17 protein-coding genes are annotated in these 16,346 nt (G+C 68.5%); 5 read left to right on the forward strand and 12 right to left on the reverse strand.

The annotated features are described in order from the left end of the window. The first annotated feature begins 30 nt into the window (after positions 1-30). Positions 31-681, forward strand: a complete 651-nt coding sequence (gene msrA / locus ACIGII_RS01805) for a peptide-methionine (S)-S-oxide reductase MsrA (RefSeq protein ID WP_399635764.1) — start codon at positions 31-33, stop codon at positions 679-681. Between the two features lie 261 nt (positions 682-942). Here the strand turns inward: msrA and ACIGII_RS01810 are convergent, their stop codons facing one another. The 5 genes from ACIGII_RS01810 to ahpC all read right to left on the reverse strand — a co-directional run bounded on the left by ACIGII_RS01810 (position 943) and on the right by ahpC (position 5,859). Then, entirely contained in the window at positions 943-1,905 is a 963-nt protein-coding gene (locus ACIGII_RS01810) for a transaldolase (protein ID WP_399635292.1), read from the reverse strand. Positions 1,906-1,956: 51 nt separating this feature from the next. Then, entirely contained in the window at positions 1,957-2,364 is a 408-nt protein-coding gene (gene rnk / locus ACIGII_RS01815; RefSeq protein WP_399635290.1) for a nucleoside diphosphate kinase regulator, read from the reverse strand. A gap of 114 nt (positions 2,365-2,478) precedes the next feature. Then, a complete protein-coding gene (gene oxyR / locus ACIGII_RS01820) occupies positions 2,479-3,447 on the reverse strand; it encodes a DNA-binding transcriptional regulator OxyR (RefSeq protein WP_399635289.1) in 969 nt (322 codons plus the stop codon). A 91-nt stretch (positions 3,448-3,538) separates the two neighbouring features. Beyond that, on the reverse strand, positions 3,539-5,131 hold the full coding sequence (gene ahpF, locus ACIGII_RS01825; RefSeq protein ID WP_399635286.1) for an alkyl hydroperoxide reductase subunit F: 1,593 nt from the start codon (positions 5,129-5,131) through the stop codon (positions 3,539-3,541). A gap of 164 nt (positions 5,132-5,295) precedes the next feature. Continuing rightward, positions 5,296-5,859, reverse strand: a complete 564-nt coding sequence (ahpC, locus tag ACIGII_RS01830; RefSeq protein ID WP_068849365.1) for an alkyl hydroperoxide reductase subunit C — start codon at positions 5,857-5,859, stop codon at positions 5,296-5,298. A gap of 342 nt (positions 5,860-6,201) precedes the next feature. On the opposite strand from ahpC, the gene prmC reads away from it, so the two are divergent. Beyond that, positions 6,202-7,059 (forward strand): peptide chain release factor N(5)-glutamine methyltransferase, encoded by an 858-nt coding sequence (prmC, locus tag ACIGII_RS01835; protein ID WP_399635284.1) that lies wholly within the window; start codon positions 6,202-6,204, stop codon positions 7,057-7,059. Positions 7,060-7,114: 55 nt separating this feature from the next. Further along, positions 7,115-8,059 carry a prolyl aminopeptidase gene (gene pip, locus ACIGII_RS01840; protein ID WP_399635281.1) on the forward strand — a complete coding sequence of 315 codons (945 nt, stop codon included), beginning with the start codon at positions 7,115-7,117 and terminating at the stop codon, positions 8,057-8,059. A 28-nt stretch (positions 8,060-8,087) separates the two neighbouring features. On the opposite strand, the gene ACIGII_RS01845 is transcribed toward pip, so the two are convergent. The 4 genes from ACIGII_RS01845 to ACIGII_RS01860 are packed head-to-tail and all read right to left on the reverse strand — an operon-like array spanning position 8,088 to position 10,940. Further along, the gene (locus tag ACIGII_RS01845; protein ID WP_399635278.1) at positions 8,088-8,894 is read right to left on the reverse strand and encodes an N-formylglutamate amidohydrolase; all 807 of its coding nucleotides are present in this window, start codon (positions 8,892-8,894) and stop codon (positions 8,088-8,090) included. Continuing rightward, on the reverse strand, positions 8,875-9,426 hold the full coding sequence (locus ACIGII_RS01850; RefSeq protein WP_399635275.1) for an NUDIX hydrolase: 552 nt from the start codon (positions 9,424-9,426) through the stop codon (positions 8,875-8,877). The genes ACIGII_RS01845 and ACIGII_RS01850 overlap by 20 nt, the downstream gene beginning before the upstream one ends. Continuing rightward, the gene (locus ACIGII_RS01855) at positions 9,423-10,364 is read right to left on the reverse strand and encodes a 5'-3' exonuclease H3TH domain-containing protein (RefSeq protein ID WP_399635273.1); all 942 of its coding nucleotides are present in this window, start codon (positions 10,362-10,364) and stop codon (positions 9,423-9,425) included. The genes ACIGII_RS01850 and ACIGII_RS01855 overlap by 4 nt, the downstream gene beginning before the upstream one ends. Next, positions 10,365-10,940, reverse strand: coding sequence for a nitroreductase (locus ACIGII_RS01860; RefSeq protein ID WP_399635271.1), 576 nt, complete (start codon positions 10,938-10,940; stop codon positions 10,365-10,367). Between the two features lie 329 nt (positions 10,941-11,269). On the opposite strand from ACIGII_RS01860, the gene ACIGII_RS01865 reads away from it, so the two are divergent. Together ACIGII_RS01865 and ACIGII_RS01870 are read left to right on the forward strand one after the other, a co-directional pair. Further along, positions 11,270-13,579 (forward strand): DUF1631 domain-containing protein, encoded by a 2,310-nt coding sequence (locus ACIGII_RS01865; RefSeq protein ID WP_399635270.1) that lies wholly within the window; start codon positions 11,270-11,272, stop codon positions 13,577-13,579. 230 nt (positions 13,580-13,809) lie between these two features. Then, the gene (locus tag ACIGII_RS01870) at positions 13,810-14,892 is read left to right on the forward strand and encodes an NAD(P) transhydrogenase subunit alpha (protein ID WP_399635268.1); all 1,083 of its coding nucleotides are present in this window, start codon (positions 13,810-13,812) and stop codon (positions 14,890-14,892) included. Positions 14,893-14,944: 52 nt separating this feature from the next. Here the strand turns inward: ACIGII_RS01870 and ACIGII_RS01875 are convergent, their stop codons facing one another. From ACIGII_RS01875 to ACIGII_RS01885, 3 genes are read right to left on the reverse strand one after another with little or no spacing between them, the layout of a single operon-like run. Then, a complete protein-coding gene (locus tag ACIGII_RS01875; RefSeq protein WP_399635266.1) occupies positions 14,945-15,373 on the reverse strand; it encodes a DUF3106 domain-containing protein in 429 nt (142 codons plus the stop codon). A gap of 2 nt (positions 15,374-15,375) precedes the next feature. Continuing rightward, a complete protein-coding gene (locus ACIGII_RS01880) occupies positions 15,376-15,702 on the reverse strand; it encodes a hypothetical protein (RefSeq protein ID WP_399635263.1) in 327 nt (108 codons plus the stop codon). Beyond that, positions 15,699-16,262 (reverse strand): RNA polymerase sigma factor, encoded by a 564-nt coding sequence (locus tag ACIGII_RS01885; protein WP_399635762.1) that lies wholly within the window; start codon positions 16,260-16,262, stop codon positions 15,699-15,701. Before ACIGII_RS01885 ends, ACIGII_RS01880 begins: the two co-directional genes overlap by 4 nt. Between the last annotated feature and the right edge of the window lie 84 nt (positions 16,263-16,346).

A 16,346-nucleotide genomic window follows, 5' to 3' on the forward strand; every position in this document is an offset into this window, starting at 1 on the left:
GAGACCGCCATGTTGGGAATTGCCAAAGGCCTGTTGGGCATTGGAGCATTCAAGCAGCGCCTGCCGCGCGCCGACGAGGCGCTGCCGGGCCGTGAGCACCCGCTGCCGCTGCACAACCAGCACTACGTGAACAGCCACCCACTCAAGGACGGCTTCGCCGGGCTGGAGCGCATCCGCTTCGCGATGGGCTGCTTCTGGGGTGCCGAGCGCATGTTCTGGACGCTGCCGGGGGTGTATTCGACCTCGGTGGGCTATGCGGGCGGGGTCACTCCCAACCCGACGTACGAAGAAGTCTGCTCGGGCCTGACCGGGCACACGGAGATCGTGGAGGTGGTGTACGACCCGGCGATCATCAGCGTGGAGCAGCTGCTGCAGGTGTTCTGGGAGAACCACGACCCCACCCAGGGCATGCGCCAGGGCAACGACACCGGCACCCAGTACCGGTCGGCGATCCATGCCACGACCCCGGCGCAGCACGCGGCAGCCCTGGCCAGCCGCGATGCCTACCAGCAGCGTCTGTCCGACAAGGGCTACGGTCCGATCACCACCGAAATCGACTTCCCGGCGCCGGCGTACTACTACGCCGAGGACTACCACCAGCAGTACCTGGCCAAAAACCCGAATGGTTATTGCGGGATTGGTGGGACTGGGGTGAGTTGTCCGATCGGGGTTGGGGCGTAACAGCTCCTGGTTGCATTTGATGCTGGGGGTGCCGGGCTTTGCCCGGCACCTTCATGCGTTTTGGCGAACAGCCGGTAGCCTGCGCATGGCCTGAGCTGGGCCGGCGGGTGCGGGTTTACGGCGTGTCCCGGAGCGGGGCTGGCCGACGGCCGCCCTGCTCGGATGAACTGAAACGCCAGCCGTTCGCGGAAATCTCAAATGAAAACGGGACGAATGCAATCGCAGCATCCGTCCCGCTTTTACATCGGTAACAACTACGGCTTACAGCCGTTCGCGAATCGTCTGCCGCAGCGCTTCCAGATCCTTGGCGAATGCGTCGATGCCGGCGGCCAGCTTCTCGGTGGCCATCGGGTCGGCGGCCAGGTCGGCGGCAAACGTCGCGGCGTCGATCGGCGTCACCTCCACCGATTCGGCGGCACCCGCCACCAGCTTGCGCGGCAGCTCGCCGTGGTCGGCGTCCAGCTTCTCCAGCAGGTCCGGCGAAATGGTCAGGCGGTCGCAACCGGCCAGCGCTTCGATCTGCGCGGTGGAGCGGAACGACGCCCCCATCACCACCGTCGGCGAACCACGGCGCTTGAACTCGGCGTACACCCCGCGTACGAACACCACGCCCGGGTCGGCGTCGATGCTGGCCGGCGCCTGCCCGTTGGCGACGTACCAGTCCAGGATCCGGCCCACGAACGGGGAGATCAGGAATGCGCCGGCCTCACTGCAGGCCAGGGCCTGGGTCGGGTTGAAGATCAGGGTCAGGTTGCAGTCGATGCCCTCGGCCTGCAGCTGGCGCGCGGCCTCGATGCCTTCCCAGGTCGCCGCGATCTTGATCAGCACCTTGCTGCGCGGCACGCCGGCCGCTTCGTACATCGCGATGAACTGGCGCGCCTTGGTCACCGTGGCGGCCGTGTCGTGCGCCAGGTCGGCATCGACCTCGGTCGACACGCGGCCCGGCACCAGCGTGCTCAGCAGCGTGCCCACGCCCACGGTCAGGCGGTCGGCCACGGCGTGCACGATGGTTTCGCGGTCGCCCGCCTGGGTGCGGCCCCAGGCCAGTTCGCGCTCGATGAGCTCCGCATAGACCGGCAGGTCCAGGGCCTTCTTCACCAGCGTGGGGTTGGTGGTGCAGTCGACCGGCTTCAGGCGCTTGATCGCCTCGTAATCGCCGGTGTCGGCGACCACCACGGACAGATCGCGCAGCTGCGACAGTTTGGACGGGGTTGCGGTACTCATTGCGGCTCCTGGAGTGTTACCTGGGCCCTGCGCGGCGCGCGGCAGGGACGATCAATTCTTCTGAGGGTTGTGCACGGCGGTCACCCGCAGGCGCAGCTTGCGGCCGCCGGGCGCGTCCCAGTCCATGCTCTGGCCGACGGCCAGGCCGAGCAGGGCAGTGCCCACCGGCGCAAGGATCGACACCTTGCCCTGGTCCACGTCCGCCTCGCGCGGATAGACCAGGGTCAGCTCATGCCGGTCGCCGTGCAGCTCATCTTCGCATTCCACCCGCGAATGCATCATGACGACGCCGTCGGGCATGTCGTCCCCGTCGACCACCGTCGCGCGGTTCAGCTCGCGCGCCAGGGCCTGGCCGGCCGGGGTGTGTTCTACAGCGGGTGAATCAAGCAGTGCGTCCAGCCGGTCCATGTCGGCGCTGGAAACAGTGATGGAGGGCGGCAGGCCGCTGGCGGTGGACATCTGATACTCCTGTGGATGATGGATGACCCATGCAAAAGGCGGTGCCTGCTGGCACCGCCCTCTCGTATTGTGCTGCGTATCCGCGGCGGATGCGACCGTACCGCCGTTGCCGGTTCAGCGGGGCGCCTGCACCCGGGGCTGGAGCGCCCGCGGCGGGGTCCGGTCGCTGTCGCCGATGTCCAGCTCGAACAGCTTCTCGGGCAGGCGCTTGAACTGTTCGGCCAGCTGCTCCAGGAAGCCGGTCATCGCTGAACTGCGGCGCCAGACCATGGCGATGCGGCGGCTTGGCCGGTCCTCGCCTTCGAAGTCGAGCAGGCGGATGTTGTCCGAACGCGGCACCGGCGGTTTCACCGACAGCGTGGGCAACAGGGTGATGCCCACGTCGGCCGCGACCATCTGCCGCAACGTTTCCAGGCTGGTGGCGCGGAACTCGGATTTTTCATTGGCGCCGAACAACCGGCACACCGCCAGCGCCTGGTCGCGCAGGCAGTGCCCGTCTTCCAGCAGCAGCAGTTTCTGCGAGGACAGTTCCTGCACATCCAGGTGATGGCGACGCGCCAGCGGATGCTGCCCCGACACGGCCAGCAGGAACGGCTCCTCGAACAGGAATTCGGCATGCAGCTGGTCGTCGTCCAGCGGCAGTGCAAGCAGCGCTGCGTCCAGCCGTCCATCGCGCAGGCGATGCAGCAGTTCGTCGCTCTTCTCCTCCACCAGCAGCAGCTCCAGCTGCGGGAAGCGTCCGCGGATGTTGGGAATCACGTGCGGCAGCAGGTACGGGCCCAGCGTGGGAAAAATGCCCAGCCGCACCGCGCCGGCTTCCGGGTCGCGGCTGCGCCGTGCGGCCTCCTTCATCTGTTCGATCTCGGCCACGATGACGCGCGCACGCGCGGCCGCCTCCACCCCGGCCGGGGTCAACATGACTTTGCGGGGGGCGCGCTCCACCAGCGGCAGGCCCAGCTCATCCTCGAGCTTCTTGATCTGGGTCGACAACGTCGGCTGGCTGACGAAGCAGGACGCCGCCGCGCGACCAAAGTGGCGATGGTCGGCCAGCGCCACCAGATATTTCAGATCACGTAGGTTCATTTCCTTGTACCTCTAAACGGTAATGGACCGGGTGATGGCGTGGTTTACCCAGCAGGCAAAAGGGTCCCCGGCGAACCGGGGACCCGACGTTTCAGGCAGCTTCGGCGACAGCGCCGCTGCTCTTGGGAACGGTAGTACGTATCAGGTGATCGAAGGCGCCCAGCGCCGCGGTCGAGCCGGCACCCATGGCGATGATGATCTGCTTGTAGGGCACGGTTGTGCAATCACCTGCGGCGAATACGCCCGCAACACTGGTCTGTCCACGGTCGTCAATGACCACTTCTCCGCGCGGCGACAGCGCCACGCTGTCTTTCAGCCACTCGGTGTTGGGCAGCAGGCCGATCTGCACGAAGATGCCTTCCAGCGCCACCCGGTGCGCGTCGCCGCCCACGCGGTCCAGGTAGACCAGGCCGGTGACCTTCTGGCCATCGCCCAGCACTTCCTGGGTGAGCGCGCTGGTGATGATGGTCACGTTGCCGAGGCTGCGCAGTTTCTTCTGCAGCACTTCGTCGGCGCGGAGCGTGTTGTCGAACTCCAGCAGGGTCACATGCGTCACGATCCCGGCCAGGTCGATCGCCGCTTCAACCCCGGAATTGCCGCCGCCGATCACCGCCACGCGCTTGCCCTTGAACAGCGGACCGTCGCAATGCGGGCAGTAGGCCACGCCCTTGTTGCGGTACTGGTCTTCGCCCGGCACGTTCATCTGGCGCCAGCGCGCCCCGGTGGACAGGATCACCGAACGCGACTTCAGCGACGCGCCGTTTTCCAGCTTGATCTCGACCAGGCCATCGTCGCCAGCGGGCACCAGCGCGCTCGCGCGCTGCAGATTCATGATGTCCACGTCGTATTCGCGCACATGCTGTTCCAGCGCCGTCGCCAGCTTCGGGCCTTCGGTTTCCTTCACCGACACGAAGTTCTCGATGGCCATGGTGTCCAGCACCTGGCCACCGAAGCGCTCGGCCGCCACGCCGGTACGGATGCCCTTGCGCGCGGCATAGATCGCCGCGGCAGCGCCGGCCGGACCGCCGCCGATCACCAGCACATCGTACGGCGCCTTGGCCGCGATCTTCGCCGCGTCGCGCTTGGCCGACCCGGTGTCCAGCTTGGCCACGATCTGTTCCAGGCTCATCCGGCCCTGGTCGAACACGTCACCGTTGAGGTAGACGGTGGGTACCGACATGATCTGGCGCGCCTCGACCTCGGCGGGGAACAACCCGCCGTCGATCGCCACGTGCTGGATGCGCGGGTTCAGCACCGCCGCCAGGTTCAACGCCTGGACCACGTCCGGGCAGTTCTGGCAGGACAGCGAAAAATAGGTCTCGAACCGGTACTCGCCTTCCAGCGACTGCACCTGCTCGATCACCTCGGCGGTGGCCTTGGACGGGTGCCCACCGACCTGCAGCAGCGCCAGCACCAGCGAGGTGAACTCGTGGCCCATCGGCAACCCGGCGAAGGCCAGGTGGATGTCCTGGCCCGGGGTGGTCAGCGCGAACGAGGGGGTGCGCTCGGCGCCGTCGCGGCGCACGTCCAGCGTGATCTGGTTGGACAGCCCCACCAGGGTTTCAAGCAGCTCCAGCATTTCCTGCGACTTGGCGCCGTCGTCGGCATGCGCGGTGATCTGGATCGGCCGGGTGACGCGTTCCAGGTAGGTCTTCAGCTGGGACTGGAGGTTGGCATCCAACATCGAAAAACTCCTTGATTCAGGCAAAGGAACTGCGTCGACGTACCGCTACGGTACATCTGGGCGGCATGGGGGTGAACCCAAGCCGGCGCGGGTGGCAGCGGCTTGGGTTCACCCCCACTCCCGTCGCAACGGGAATGGGGATGGGACCTGCGTGGAACGGGGGCTTAGATCTTGCCGACCAGGTCCAGCGACGGGGTCAGGGTCTTTTCGCCTTCCTTCCACTTGGCCGGGCACACCTGGTTCGGGTTGGCGGCGGTGAACTGGGCAGCCTTCAGCTTGCGCAGGGTTTCGGAGACGTCACGGGCGATCTCGTTGGAATGGATCTCCAGGGTCTTGATCACGCCTTCCGGGTTGATGATGAAGGTGCCGCGCAGGGCCAGGCCCTCTTCAGCGATATGCACGCCGAAGGCGTTGGTCAGCTGGTGGGTCGGGTCGCCGACCAGCGGGAACTGGGCCTTGCCGACGGCCGGCGAGGTTTCGTGCCACACCTTGTGCGAGAAGTGGGTGTCGGTGGTGACGATGTACACCTCGGCACCGGCCTTCTGGAACTCGGCGTAATGGTCGGCGGCGTCTTCGATTTCGGTCGGGCAGTTGAAGGTGAAGGCGGCCGGCATGAAGATCAGGACCGACCACTGGCCCTTCAGTGTGCTGTCGGAGACCTTGATGAATTCGCCATTCTGGTAGGCGTTGGCTTCAAACGGCTTGATCTGGGTATTGATGAGCGACATCGAATTTCCTCGTGGTGAAGGGGGATGGGTGAAGCGACCAACACAGGTTAGCGGCTTGGTTCCGATAAGGACAATGCATTGATTCCATCTATGCAATAGACACAGTCTATCGAAATGGGCTGATCGTCCAGTGAATGATCGGCCGCTTTCATCACAGAACCGTTGCTGCACAAGGGATTCAGCCAGAAGCGCGGCCGTGGCTGTGATAGCCGTTGCTTATCCGGGTGACGGCCAGGCTGAACAGACGTCCGGCAACGAGCGGAGCCCTCACCCTCGTGGCGCGGTGACCGGCCCATGCCGTGATTGACCTACACTGCGCCCCCACCTCGCCCAGGCCCCGCCATGACCGCTGCTCCGCAGGAGATCCGAACGCTGCTTGCCGCCGCCGCGCGCGTGCTGCCCGGGCCGGACGGGCGGCATGAAGCCGAGCTGTTGTTGCTGCATGTGCTGGGGCGGGACCGCAGCTGGCTGTTCGCGCATGCCACCGACCCGGTCGACCCCGTCAGCGGCCAGGCCTTCGCGGACCTGCTGCAGCGTCGGCTGGCCGGTGAGCCGGTGGCCTATCTGCTCGGTCGGCGGGGTTTCTGGACCCTGGACCTGGCTGTCACCCCGGACACCCTGATCCCGCGCCCGGAAACCGAGCGGCTGGTGGAGCTGGCACTGGAACGCCTGCCCGAGGGCATTCCCCTGCAGGTCGCCGACCTCGGCACCGGCACCGGCGCGATCGCACTGGCGCTGGCCAGCGAGCGCCCCCGGGCCCGGGTCGTGGCCACCGACATGAGTCCGGGCGCGCTGGCGGTGGCGCTGGGCAATGCCCGCCACCATGGCCTGGACAACGTCCAGTTCCGCCACGGCAGCTGGCATGCGCCGCTGGCGGGGGAACGCTTCGACCTGATCGCCAGCAACCCGCCGTACATCGCCAGCAGCGACCCGCACCTGGCGCGGGGCGACCTGCGGTTCGAACCGGCCACGGCGCTGGCCTCGGGCCGCGATGGCCTGGACGACATCCGCCAGATCATCGCGGGGGCGGCAGCGCATCTGGTGCCCGGCGGCTGGCTGCTGCTCGAGCACGGCTGGGACCAGGGCGCCGCGATCCGCGCGCTGCTGGCAACCGCCGGCTTCGACCAGGTCGATACCGCGGTGGACCTGGAGCAGCGCGATCGGGTCAGCCTGGGACGACGGCCGGCAACGCTAGAATGAAGGACCGCTGCGGCCGAGCGCCGGGCGGGCTGTCATTCCACCTGGAGCTTCGCCCATGCGTACGCTGTACCCCGCCATTACCCCCTACGACGTTGGCACCCTGAAGGTCGACGACCGCCACACGTTGTATTTCGAGCAGTGCGGCAACCCGCAGGGCAAGCCGGTGGTGATGCTGCACGGCGGTCCCGGCGGCGGCTGCAGCGACAAGATGCGCCAGTTCCACGACCCGGCAAAGTACCGGATCATCCTGTTCGACCAGCGCGGTGCCGGCCGTTCCACGCCGCATGCGGACCTGGTAGACAACACCACCTGGGACCTGGTGGCCGACATCGAGACGCTGCGCGAGCACCTCAAGGTGGAGCGCTGGCAGGTGTTTGGTGGCAGCTGGGGTTCGACCCTGGCGCTGGCCTACGCCCAGTCCCATCCGCAGCGGGTCACCGAGCTGGTGCTGCGCGGCATCTTCATGCTGCGCCGCTGGGAACTGGAGTGGTTCTACCAGGAAGGCGCCAACCGCCTGTTCCCGGACGCGTGGGAACACTATCTGGCACCGATTCCGGAGGTGGAGCGGCATGACCTGATCTCCGCGTTCCACCGCCGCCTGACCAGCGACGATGAAGCCACCCGGCTGGCTGCGGCCAAGGCATGGAGCGTGTGGGAAGGGGCGACCAGCTTCCTGCATGTGGATGCGGACTTCGTCAACAGCCATGAAGACCCGCGTTTCGCGCTGGCCTTCGCGCGCATCGAGAACCACTACTTCGTCAACGGCGGCTTCTTCGAGGTCGAGGAGCAGCTGCTGCGCGACGCGCACAGGATCGCCGACATCCCCGGCGTGATCGTGCACGGTCGCTACGATGTGGTGTGCCCGCTGCAGAACGCGTGGGAACTGCACAAGGCGTGGCCGAAGTCCACGCTGGAAATCTGCCCGGCCTCGGGCCATTCGGCGTTCGAGGCGGAAAACATCGACGCGCTGGTGCGCGCGACGGATCGGTTTGCCGGTTGATCGCGTGCAGCCCGGGCCAAGCCCGGCGCTACGTGGGCTGCAGCTGCGCCTGGAGGGTCGCGAAGATCCGCGCCAGGCGCTCTGCCCAGGCCTGCTGGCCGGCGGTATCGGCGATCAGGTCCTGCCGGATCTCCAGTTCCACATGCACCAGTCCACGGCCTTCGCCGTGCACCGGTACCGCGTAATCGCTGGTGCTGCTGACCGAATAGGGTTCGTTGTCGCCGACCACCAGGTCGCCTTCGTCGCGCAACGCCTGCAGCAGCGCGTTCGCGAAGCGCGTGTCGCGGTGGTACAGCACGCCGGCGTGCCACGGGCGCGCCACGCCGTTCATGGTCGGGGTGAAGCTGTGCATCATCACCAGCAGTGTCGGGCGCGCCGCGTTCACGCGTGCATCCAGCTCTGCCGCGATGCGCGCGTGGTAGGGCGCATGGATGGCATCGATACGCTGCTGTCGCTGCGCGTCGGTCAGCCCCGCATTGCCCGGCACTACAGTACCGTCGCTCACCGCGGGGATCAGCGTCGGCGACGCCAGCGGCCGGTTGCAGTCGATCAGCAGGCGCGAATAGGTCTGTTCGATCGCCCAGGCATCCAGTCGCCCGGCCAGGGCCCGGGTGACCCCGGCGATGCCGATGTCCCAGCCGATATGCCGGTCCAGCTCGCCCTGCGGCAGGCCCAGGCCCTGCAGCGCACGCGGCACCTGCTGACCGGCATGGTCGGCCAGCAGCACGTACGGCGAGGCACCGTGTGCCCGGTGTATGGAGTAGATGGCCGGATCATCGCCGCCGAGCAGCGGCGCCGGCGCCGTCGTGCCTGCATCAGCCACGCGGGGTGCCATCCAGATGGTGTTCGATCATCCACAGCCCGGCCCACAGTTTGGCGTCCAGCTGGTAGCCCTGGCCCATCTTCTCCACCAGCCAGGCCGCCGCGCCGGCGCGCGGCACCGCATGCACGGTGATGTCCTCGCTGCTGTCGCCGCCGCCCTCACCGACGCGGCGCAGTCCAGTGGCCCGTACGAACGCGATCTTTTCGCTGCTGGCACCGGACGAGGTGGGGCCGATCATCAGCACCTCGGCGTGGTCGGCGGTCCAGCCGGTCTCTTCTTCCAGTTCGCGCACCGCCGAGGCTTCGATCGACTCACCCGCGTCGATGTCGCCGACCAGGCCGGCGGGCATTTCGATGGTCCTGGCCTGCAGCGGTACCCGGAACTGTTCGACGAACAGGACGTGGTCGTCGGGGGTGACCGCGATGATGATCGCCGCCAGCCCACCGGCGTGGGTGCGCTCGCTGTATTCCCAGCTGCCGCGGACCACCATGCGCTGGTACTTGCCTTCGTAGACGACTTTCGGGGCTTGCGTGTCGGGGCTCATGCGAACTCGCTGGCAGGTGAGGAATGGTCGGACAGGCCGGCGGCGTTGAACAGGCGGCGCCGGGTCAGCGGGCCGAACCGCAGCGCGTCGCACAGGCCCTGCAGCATCTGTGCATCGGCGCTGGAACGGCTGAAATCGGCCTGCGCCGCATCCAGCGGGGCATCCAGCGCGATGGTGGTCAGCTGCCGCCACAGCAGCGCGTGCTCGCGCTGTTCGCGCAGGCGCACCGCCATCTGTGCGGCGCCACGCAGGCGCAGGAACGGCACTTCGTCCAGGCGTTCGTACAGGCTGTCCAGGCTGCCGAAATGGGCCAGCAGGACCGCCGCCGACTTGGCGCCGACCCCGGTCACGCCGGGGATGTTGTCGACCGCATCGCCGCACAGGGCAAGATAGTCGGCAATCTGGTGGGCATGCACGCCGTGGCGCGCCTTGACCCCGGCCATGCCCCAGCGCTGGTTGCGTGCGTAGTCCCACTGTTCGTCATGCTCGAACAGCAGCTGCGACAGGTCCTTGTCGGCCGAGACGATGACCCCGCGCATGCCGGCCGGGCGGCGCGCATGCAGGGCGCTGCCGATCAGGTCGTCTGCCTCGTAGTCGTGGTGGGCCAGCACGGTCAGGCCCAGCGCCACGCACAGGGCCTTGCAGTGGGCGAACTGGCGGCGCAGGGCGTCGGGCGCCGGCTCGCGGTTGGCCTTGTAGGCGGTGTACAGACCGTGCCGGAAGCAGCTGTCCAGCGCTTCGTCGAAGGCGATGGCAATGTGGCGGGGGCGTTCGCGCTCGAGCAGGTCGAGCAGGAACCGGGCGAAGCCGTGCACCGCATTGGTCGGCCAGCCCTGCTGGTCCTGGAATTCGTCCGGCATCGAATGCCAGGCGCGGAACACGTACAGGCTGGCATCGACCAGGTACAGCGGGGCGCGCACGGGAGCGGGGTCGGACACTCAGCCCACCCAGTCCTGCAGCAGCGCGGCCGGATCCGGACGTTCGCGTTCGGGGGCCTCGACCTTCGGCGTACCGATATGGATGAAGCCGGCGATGCGTTCATGCGCGGCCAGGCCCAGGCGGGCGTGCACCGCCGGGTCGAAGGCCATCCACGCGGTCAGCCACTGCGCGCCGAAGCCCAGCGCCTGCGCCGCCTGCAACAGGGCGAAACAGACGCAGCCGGCGGTCATCAGCTGTTCCTGCTCGGGCACTTTCGGGCTCGGCGTGGGGCTGGCGATGACGGTGATGATCAGCGGGGCATGGGCGAAACGCTGGCGATCCTTCTCCACCTGCGCCTCGGACGCGGTGGGGTCGCGCTCGCGGCTGCGCTGTGCCAGGAACTCGCCCAGCTGCAGGCGGGCATCGCCGGCAATGCGCAGGAACCGGTAGGGCACCTTCTTGCCGTGGTCGGGCACGCGCACCGCCGAGGCCAGCATCCGCAGCAGGGTGGCCGGGTCCGGCCCGGGAGCCCCGAGTTGCAGGGCGGGGACCGAACGGCGGGCGTCCAGGGCTTGCAGCGCGGGGGTGTCGAGCATGGGGTCTCAATCAGGCATTTCGGTGCCTTGATTATAGTCGCGGCGGTTTGTGACACGGGATCCGGTCATCTCCAGGCCGTTTGCGACAAAGCGTGATGAACCTCACTTAATTAATGGCATTCCTTCACGTCGCTGTACTCGCTTCCCACCCGCGCTGGCCTTACGATACAAGGCCTGCCGTCCCCGGCCATGAGGTTGAAAGTGAGGACTGATTCACTGTCCCGGACCGGCGGGCCGTCCTACCATTCGTGTGCTGGCGTCTTGGGGACGCCCGCGTCCGTCGTATCCATGCTGCATCCTGTACCAGCGAGGGTGGGGAGCCTTTTCGCATGATCGCCACGCCCACCATTCCGGGGCAACCGGGTCGCGACCCGGCGCTGTTGAAGCTCGCGCGCGAGGCGGCCCTTCCGGGCCTGGCCGAGTCGTTCGCGACCGTGCTGGCACGCTTCGACGACGTGCTGTTCGACCGCGCCGGCACCGCCGGCGCGTCGCAGCTGCTGTTCCTGGACGGCATGCGTGAACTGCGGCGCCGTCGCGAGGACATCGTGGGCGGCTTCCGCGGCCACCTGGCGCAGGCCTGGGACGCGCTGGAGCGCGGCACGCCGCTGTCGGCCGAAGCGACCCTTGCCGGGCAGGTGGAGGAAGGGTTGAGCCTGGTCCCCGAGCATGTGCTGGAGTCGCGGCTGGCGGTGCGCAACTTCGCCACCGTGCTGCTGCGCGACTGGAAGCCGGTGCTGGGTCGGCTCGACCGCCGCTTGGGCTGGATCGCCGGCGGGCTGGAGCTGGACGCGGACAGCAATCCGATCAGCCCCGAACACATCGGCGTGGCCATCCATGAGGCGTTCGCGGGCTGCGAGTTGGCCCCGGAGGTCCGCTTGGTGCTGATCAAGCTGTGCGAGCGCGACCTGCATGCGCCGATCGGCAAGCGCTACGAGAAACTGGACGAACAACTGGCGGCCGCCGGGGTCATGCCGCAGATGGCCGCGCCGCGTCGCACCGCGCCGCGCCCGCCGTCGCCGCGGCAGGAGCTGGACGAGCTGGTCGAGGCGCTGGAAAGCGAACAGGGCGGGGCCGACGATGGCGCGGCGCCGGCCTGGGCACGACGCTTCGCCGACCGCTGGGCGGCCAGCCGGGGCCGCATGCAGTCCGCGCAGGCCGCGCAGGACCGCGCCGGTGACGGCGCCGATGGCATGAGCGGCAACCAGGGCATGCTGCTGGATGCGCTGCACGAACTGCTGCAGCAGACCCGGCATGTGCGCGAAGACGCGACCTCCGCTGCCAGTGTGGCGGTGGGCCAGCAGCGGCCGCTCAGCCAGCGCGAGATGATGTCGGTGCTGTCGTTGCTGCAGGCCACGCCCAGCGCGACGCTGCGCGCGGCGATCGGCGAGGACGGGGAATCGTTGGCGCAGCGGTTGAAGAGTGAGGTGTTGTCGGGGGCGACCCGTCTGGGCGTGGACCCGTCGCAGGCGCGGCTGGACCCACAGGACGAGGACGCCATCGACCTGGTCGGCATGCTGTTCGATGTGATGCTGGACGAGCGGGACCTGGAAGGGCGTTCGCGCGAGTTGATCGGCCGCCTGGTGGTGCCGTTCGTGAAGGTGGCGATGCTGGACCGCCGCATGTTCGTGCAGAAGACCCATCCGGCGCGCAAGCTGCTCAATTCGCTGGCCGAAGCCTGCGAAGGCAACACCGGCGAGAGCCAGGCCGAGCGGGTGCTGATGGGCAAGGTCGAGGAGATCATTGAGCGGCTGGTCGCCGAATTCAACGAGAACCTGGCGATCTTCCTGACCCTGGAGGAAGAATTCCGCGATTTCCTGACCCAGCACCGGCGGCGTATCGAGATTGCCGAGCGCCGCGCGGCCGAAACCCAGCGCGGGCAGGAAAAACTGGAGGTGGCGCGCAGCCGTGCGGCCTCCGAACTGGATTGGCGCATTGCCGATACGACCCTGCCGCAGGCGATCGGCGAGTTCCTGCGCCAGCCCTGGCAGCACCACCTGACCCTGGCGGTGCTGCGCGAAGGCGATGATGGCGCGTCGGTGAGCGAGGCCCTGGCGTTGGCCGACGGGGTGCTGGAGGAAGTTTCCGAAGCGCGCCGGCACGTGGTCGGCAAGCCGTGGCTGCAGGCGTGGCACCCGGTGCTGCGCAAGGTGTTTGCCAGCGTGGGCGTGCATGCCGATGGCGCCGCCGCGGCGATCGATTCGCTGCACGACACGCTGCAGTCGATCGCCGAGTCGCGGCCGGAGCTGGAGCGCGCGCTGCCGGAGCTGCCGCAGGTGGTGCTGCCCGCACCGCCCGCCTCGGAGAGCGCGGCGGTGGAGCTGGGCGGCAAGGTCGACGTGACCGATTTCGACAATGCCGATGCGGACCGCTTCCGCGGTCTGGAGATCGGCAGCTGGCTGGACTTCGTGGACAAGGACGGCAAGGTGCAGGCCGGCAAGCTGTCCTGGGTCAGTCCGATTTCGCAGCGCCTGCTGTTCGTGAACCGCCGCGGCGTGCGCTTCTGCGTGGCCTCGCCGGAAGAGCTGGCGGTGATGGTGCGGCTGGGCCGCCTGCGCGCGCATATCGACGACGGCGCGTTCGACAGCGCCATGCAGGGCGTGATCGACCGCCTGGACACCAAGGGCGCCACGGTTCACTGAGCCGGTTCAATGTGCCAGCAGAGAGCAGCGCCTCCCTGCTGCGTGCCGGGGCGGCCGCCGGGCAGCCCCGCTCCGGGACACGCCGCAAGTACGTCCTTGTAGGCTGCTAGAAAACATCCATGTTTTCTAGCGTCCCTCCGGGGGCTACCCGGCGGCCGCCCCCCATGCATGGTCGAGCTGCGGCTGGATCGGGTTACGATCACCCCACCTACCGCTGCTCGGGGACATGCATGGCTGTCGAGGTGTTGGTACTGAGGGAACGTGCGCCGGGCGAACGGCGCGTGGCGATGACCCCGGAAACGGCGCGCAAGCTGATCGCGCTCGGCGCGACGGCCTGGTTCGAACCCGGCGCCGGACGCCTTGCCGGTTTCCCCGATGCGGCCTATCTGGAGGTCGGCGCGCAGCTGGCCGACGATGCGCGTTTGGCGCTGGCCGATATCGTGCTGTGCGTGCAGGCGCCGGAAGCGGCGCGGCTGGGCCAGCTCAGGAATGGCGCCGTGCTGGTCGGCATGCTGCACCCGCAGGCCGACGCCGAGCGCGCGGGGATGATCCAGTCACGCGGGCTGCAGGCGTTTCCGCTGGAACGGCTGCCGCGCACCACGCGCGCGCAGTCGATGGATGTGCTGAGTTCGCAGGCCGGGATGGCCGGCTACAAGGCGACGCTGATCGCCGCGCAGCGTGCGCCGCGGTTCTTCCCGATGCTGACCACCGCCGCCGGCACGATCCGTCCGTCGCGGGTGCTGGTGGTGGGGGCCGGTGTGGCGGGACTGCAGGCGATTGCCACCGCGCGCCGGTTGGGCGCGCAGGTGGAGGGCTTCGATGTGCGTCCGGAAACGCGCGAGCAGATCGAGTCGCTGGGCGGCAAATTCCTCGATCTGGGGGTCAGTGCGGTGGGCGACGGCGGCTATGCACGGCCGTTGACCGATGACGAGCGGGCCGAGCAGCAGCGCCGGCTGGGTGAGCACCTGCGGCTGGTCGATGTGGTGATCTGTACGGCGGCGGTGCCGGGGCGGCCGGCGCCGAAGATCGTCAGCAGCGCGATGGTGGAGGGCATGCGCCCGGGCAGCGTGATCGTGGACCTGGCTGCGGAAACGGGGGGCAACTGCGAGGCCACCCGGCCCGGTGAAACGGTCGACGTGGGGGGCGTGACCGTGGACGGCCCGCTCGACCTGGCCAGCCAGGGCGCGGTGCACGCCAGCGAGATGTATGCGCGCAACCTGTACAACTTCGTGGCGCTGTTCCTGAAGGACGGCGCGCTGGCGTTCGACTGGGACGACGAGCTGCTGGCGAAGACGCGTTGGGTGGCGGGCTGATCTACCGTCGTTACCGCACCCCGTCGTAGCGCCACGCCCTGCGTGGCAACGATCAACGCCCGGGCGCGGGCGGCAGGTCCTTCACCGGATTGGCCTTCAACCATTCCTGGCGCTGTGCGGGGCTCATCTTTTCCCAGCGCTCGCGCAATGCGTCGCGCTGGGCCGGGGTCATCTGGCGCATCTGCGCGAACAGCACGCGGGCCTGCTCACGCTGTTCCGGGGTCATGTTCTCGAAACGGTGTCGACCGCGCCGGGCCAGTTCGCGCTGTTCCGGGGTCATGCCCTGCCAGCGCTGGCCATGCTGCAGCATCCGTTCCCGCTGCGGCGGCGGCGCGTCGTTCCAGCGGTCGCGCACCGGCGCGACCAGCGCCTCGCGTTGCTGCGGGGTGAGCTTGTCCCATTCCGGCAGTGCCGATGTCTGCGCGCCGCTGGCCGCGCTCAGCGACAGCAGCACCAGGGCCAGGATCAGTCGCGGTTTCATGTTCACTCCATTGCCAGGTCGGTGGCGCCCAGCCACAGGTACAGGTCCGGATTCTCGTCGAGCAGCTCGCTGCTGTCATCCGGGGCGAGGGCCGCCATCTGTGCCGGCGGGGCGGCCGGCGGACGGGCGGTAAAGCTGATGCCCACACCCAGCGCCACCAGCAGCGAACAGGCGGTGGCCAGCCACCAGCCGTGCGCGCGTGCGCGCTGCGGAGCCTGCCGCGCAGCGCGCAGCCGGGCCAGCGTGGCCGGGGAAAGCTGGTCCACCGCGTGCGCATGCAGCTGCTGCAGGACGGCGTCAGCGGGAAGTGGGGTGTCGGGGCGGCTCACAATGCGATCTCCAGGTGCTGCTGCAGCGCCTGCCGGGCGCGCGATAGATGGGTTTTGACCGCGCCTTCGCTGCAGCCCATGGCCGCGGCGGTGGTGGCGCCGTCGAGCTGCTGCAGCACGCGCAGGGTGAAGGCCTCGCGCTGGCGTGCCGGCAACGCACGCAATGCCTTGACCAGCGCCGCGTACTGATCGCGCTGCTCGTGCGCCTGGGCCGGGCCCGGCCCGGGGTCGGCCCAGTCGATGTCATGGTCGCCGGCCAGGTCGTCGCTGCTGCGCCAGAAGCGCAGGCGGAAGCCGCGGCGGCGCTGCAGGTCGACCACGCGGCGACGCAGGATGCTCCAGAACAGCGGCGACCACTCCGCGGCCGGCTTGTCGCGGTAGGCCAGCATGCGCAGCATGGCGTCCTGCACCGCATCCAGCGCGTCGTCGCGCTGGCGCAGGCCGGCTTCGGCGAAGCGGAACGCGCGCGGGCCGATCCCGGCCAGGAACGCATCCAGCGACACCGGCAGGGCGGCCTCCAGTTCGTCGGGCAGGGTCGGCAGGGAAGGGCTCACCAGCACAGGGTAGCGCTCGCGCAGGGGGGACACAGTGACAACGCCCGGGCGCGGCGGCGGTTGACCGCTCCTGCAGAACGGTTCAGCGCA

The organism is Stenotrophomonas sp. NPDC077420 (assembly GCF_044543385.1).
Lineage (GTDB): Bacteria > Pseudomonadota > Gammaproteobacteria > Xanthomonadales > Xanthomonadaceae > Stenotrophomonas.

What these genes read in the sequence shown, in the direction of transcription:
- prmC (WP_399635284.1), top strand. Translation starts at nt 6,202, where the DNA reads ATGACCGCTGCTCCGCAGGAGATCCGAACGCTGCTTGCCGCCGCCGCG.
- ACIGII_RS01860 (WP_399635271.1), bottom strand. Translation starts at nt 10,940, where the DNA reads ATGCTCGACACCCCCGCGCTGCAAGCCCTGGACGCCCGCCGTTCGGTC.
- oxyR (WP_399635289.1), bottom strand. Translation starts at nt 3,447, where the DNA reads ATGAACCTACGTGATCTGAAATATCTGGTGGCGCTGGCCGACCATCGC.
- ACIGII_RS01865 (WP_399635270.1), top strand. Translation starts at nt 11,270, where the DNA reads ATGATCGCCACGCCCACCATTCCGGGGCAACCGGGTCGCGACCCGGCG.
- ACIGII_RS01870 (WP_399635268.1), top strand. Translation starts at nt 13,810, where the DNA reads ATGGCTGTCGAGGTGTTGGTACTGAGGGAACGTGCGCCGGGCGAACGG.
- ACIGII_RS01850 (WP_399635275.1), bottom strand. Translation starts at nt 9,426, where the DNA reads ATGAGCCCCGACACGCAAGCCCCGAAAGTCGTCTACGAAGGCAAGTAC.
- pip (WP_399635281.1), top strand. Translation starts at nt 7,115, where the DNA reads ATGCGTACGCTGTACCCCGCCATTACCCCCTACGACGTTGGCACCCTG.
- ACIGII_RS01875 (WP_399635266.1), bottom strand. Translation starts at nt 15,373, where the DNA reads ATGAAACCGCGACTGATCCTGGCCCTGGTGCTGCTGTCGCTGAGCGCG.
- ACIGII_RS01810 (WP_399635292.1), bottom strand. Translation starts at nt 1,905, where the DNA reads ATGAGTACCGCAACCCCGTCCAAACTGTCGCAGCTGCGCGATCTGTCC.
- ahpC (WP_068849365.1), bottom strand. Translation starts at nt 5,859, where the DNA reads ATGTCGCTCATCAATACCCAGATCAAGCCGTTTGAAGCCAACGCCTAC.
- ACIGII_RS01845 (WP_399635278.1), bottom strand. Translation starts at nt 8,894, where the DNA reads ATGGCACCCCGCGTGGCTGATGCAGGCACGACGGCGCCGGCGCCGCTG.
- ahpF (WP_399635286.1), bottom strand. Translation starts at nt 5,131, where the DNA reads ATGTTGGATGCCAACCTCCAGTCCCAGCTGAAGACCTACCTGGAACGC.
- rnk (WP_399635290.1), bottom strand. Translation starts at nt 2,364, where the DNA reads ATGTCCACCGCCAGCGGCCTGCCGCCCTCCATCACTGTTTCCAGCGCC.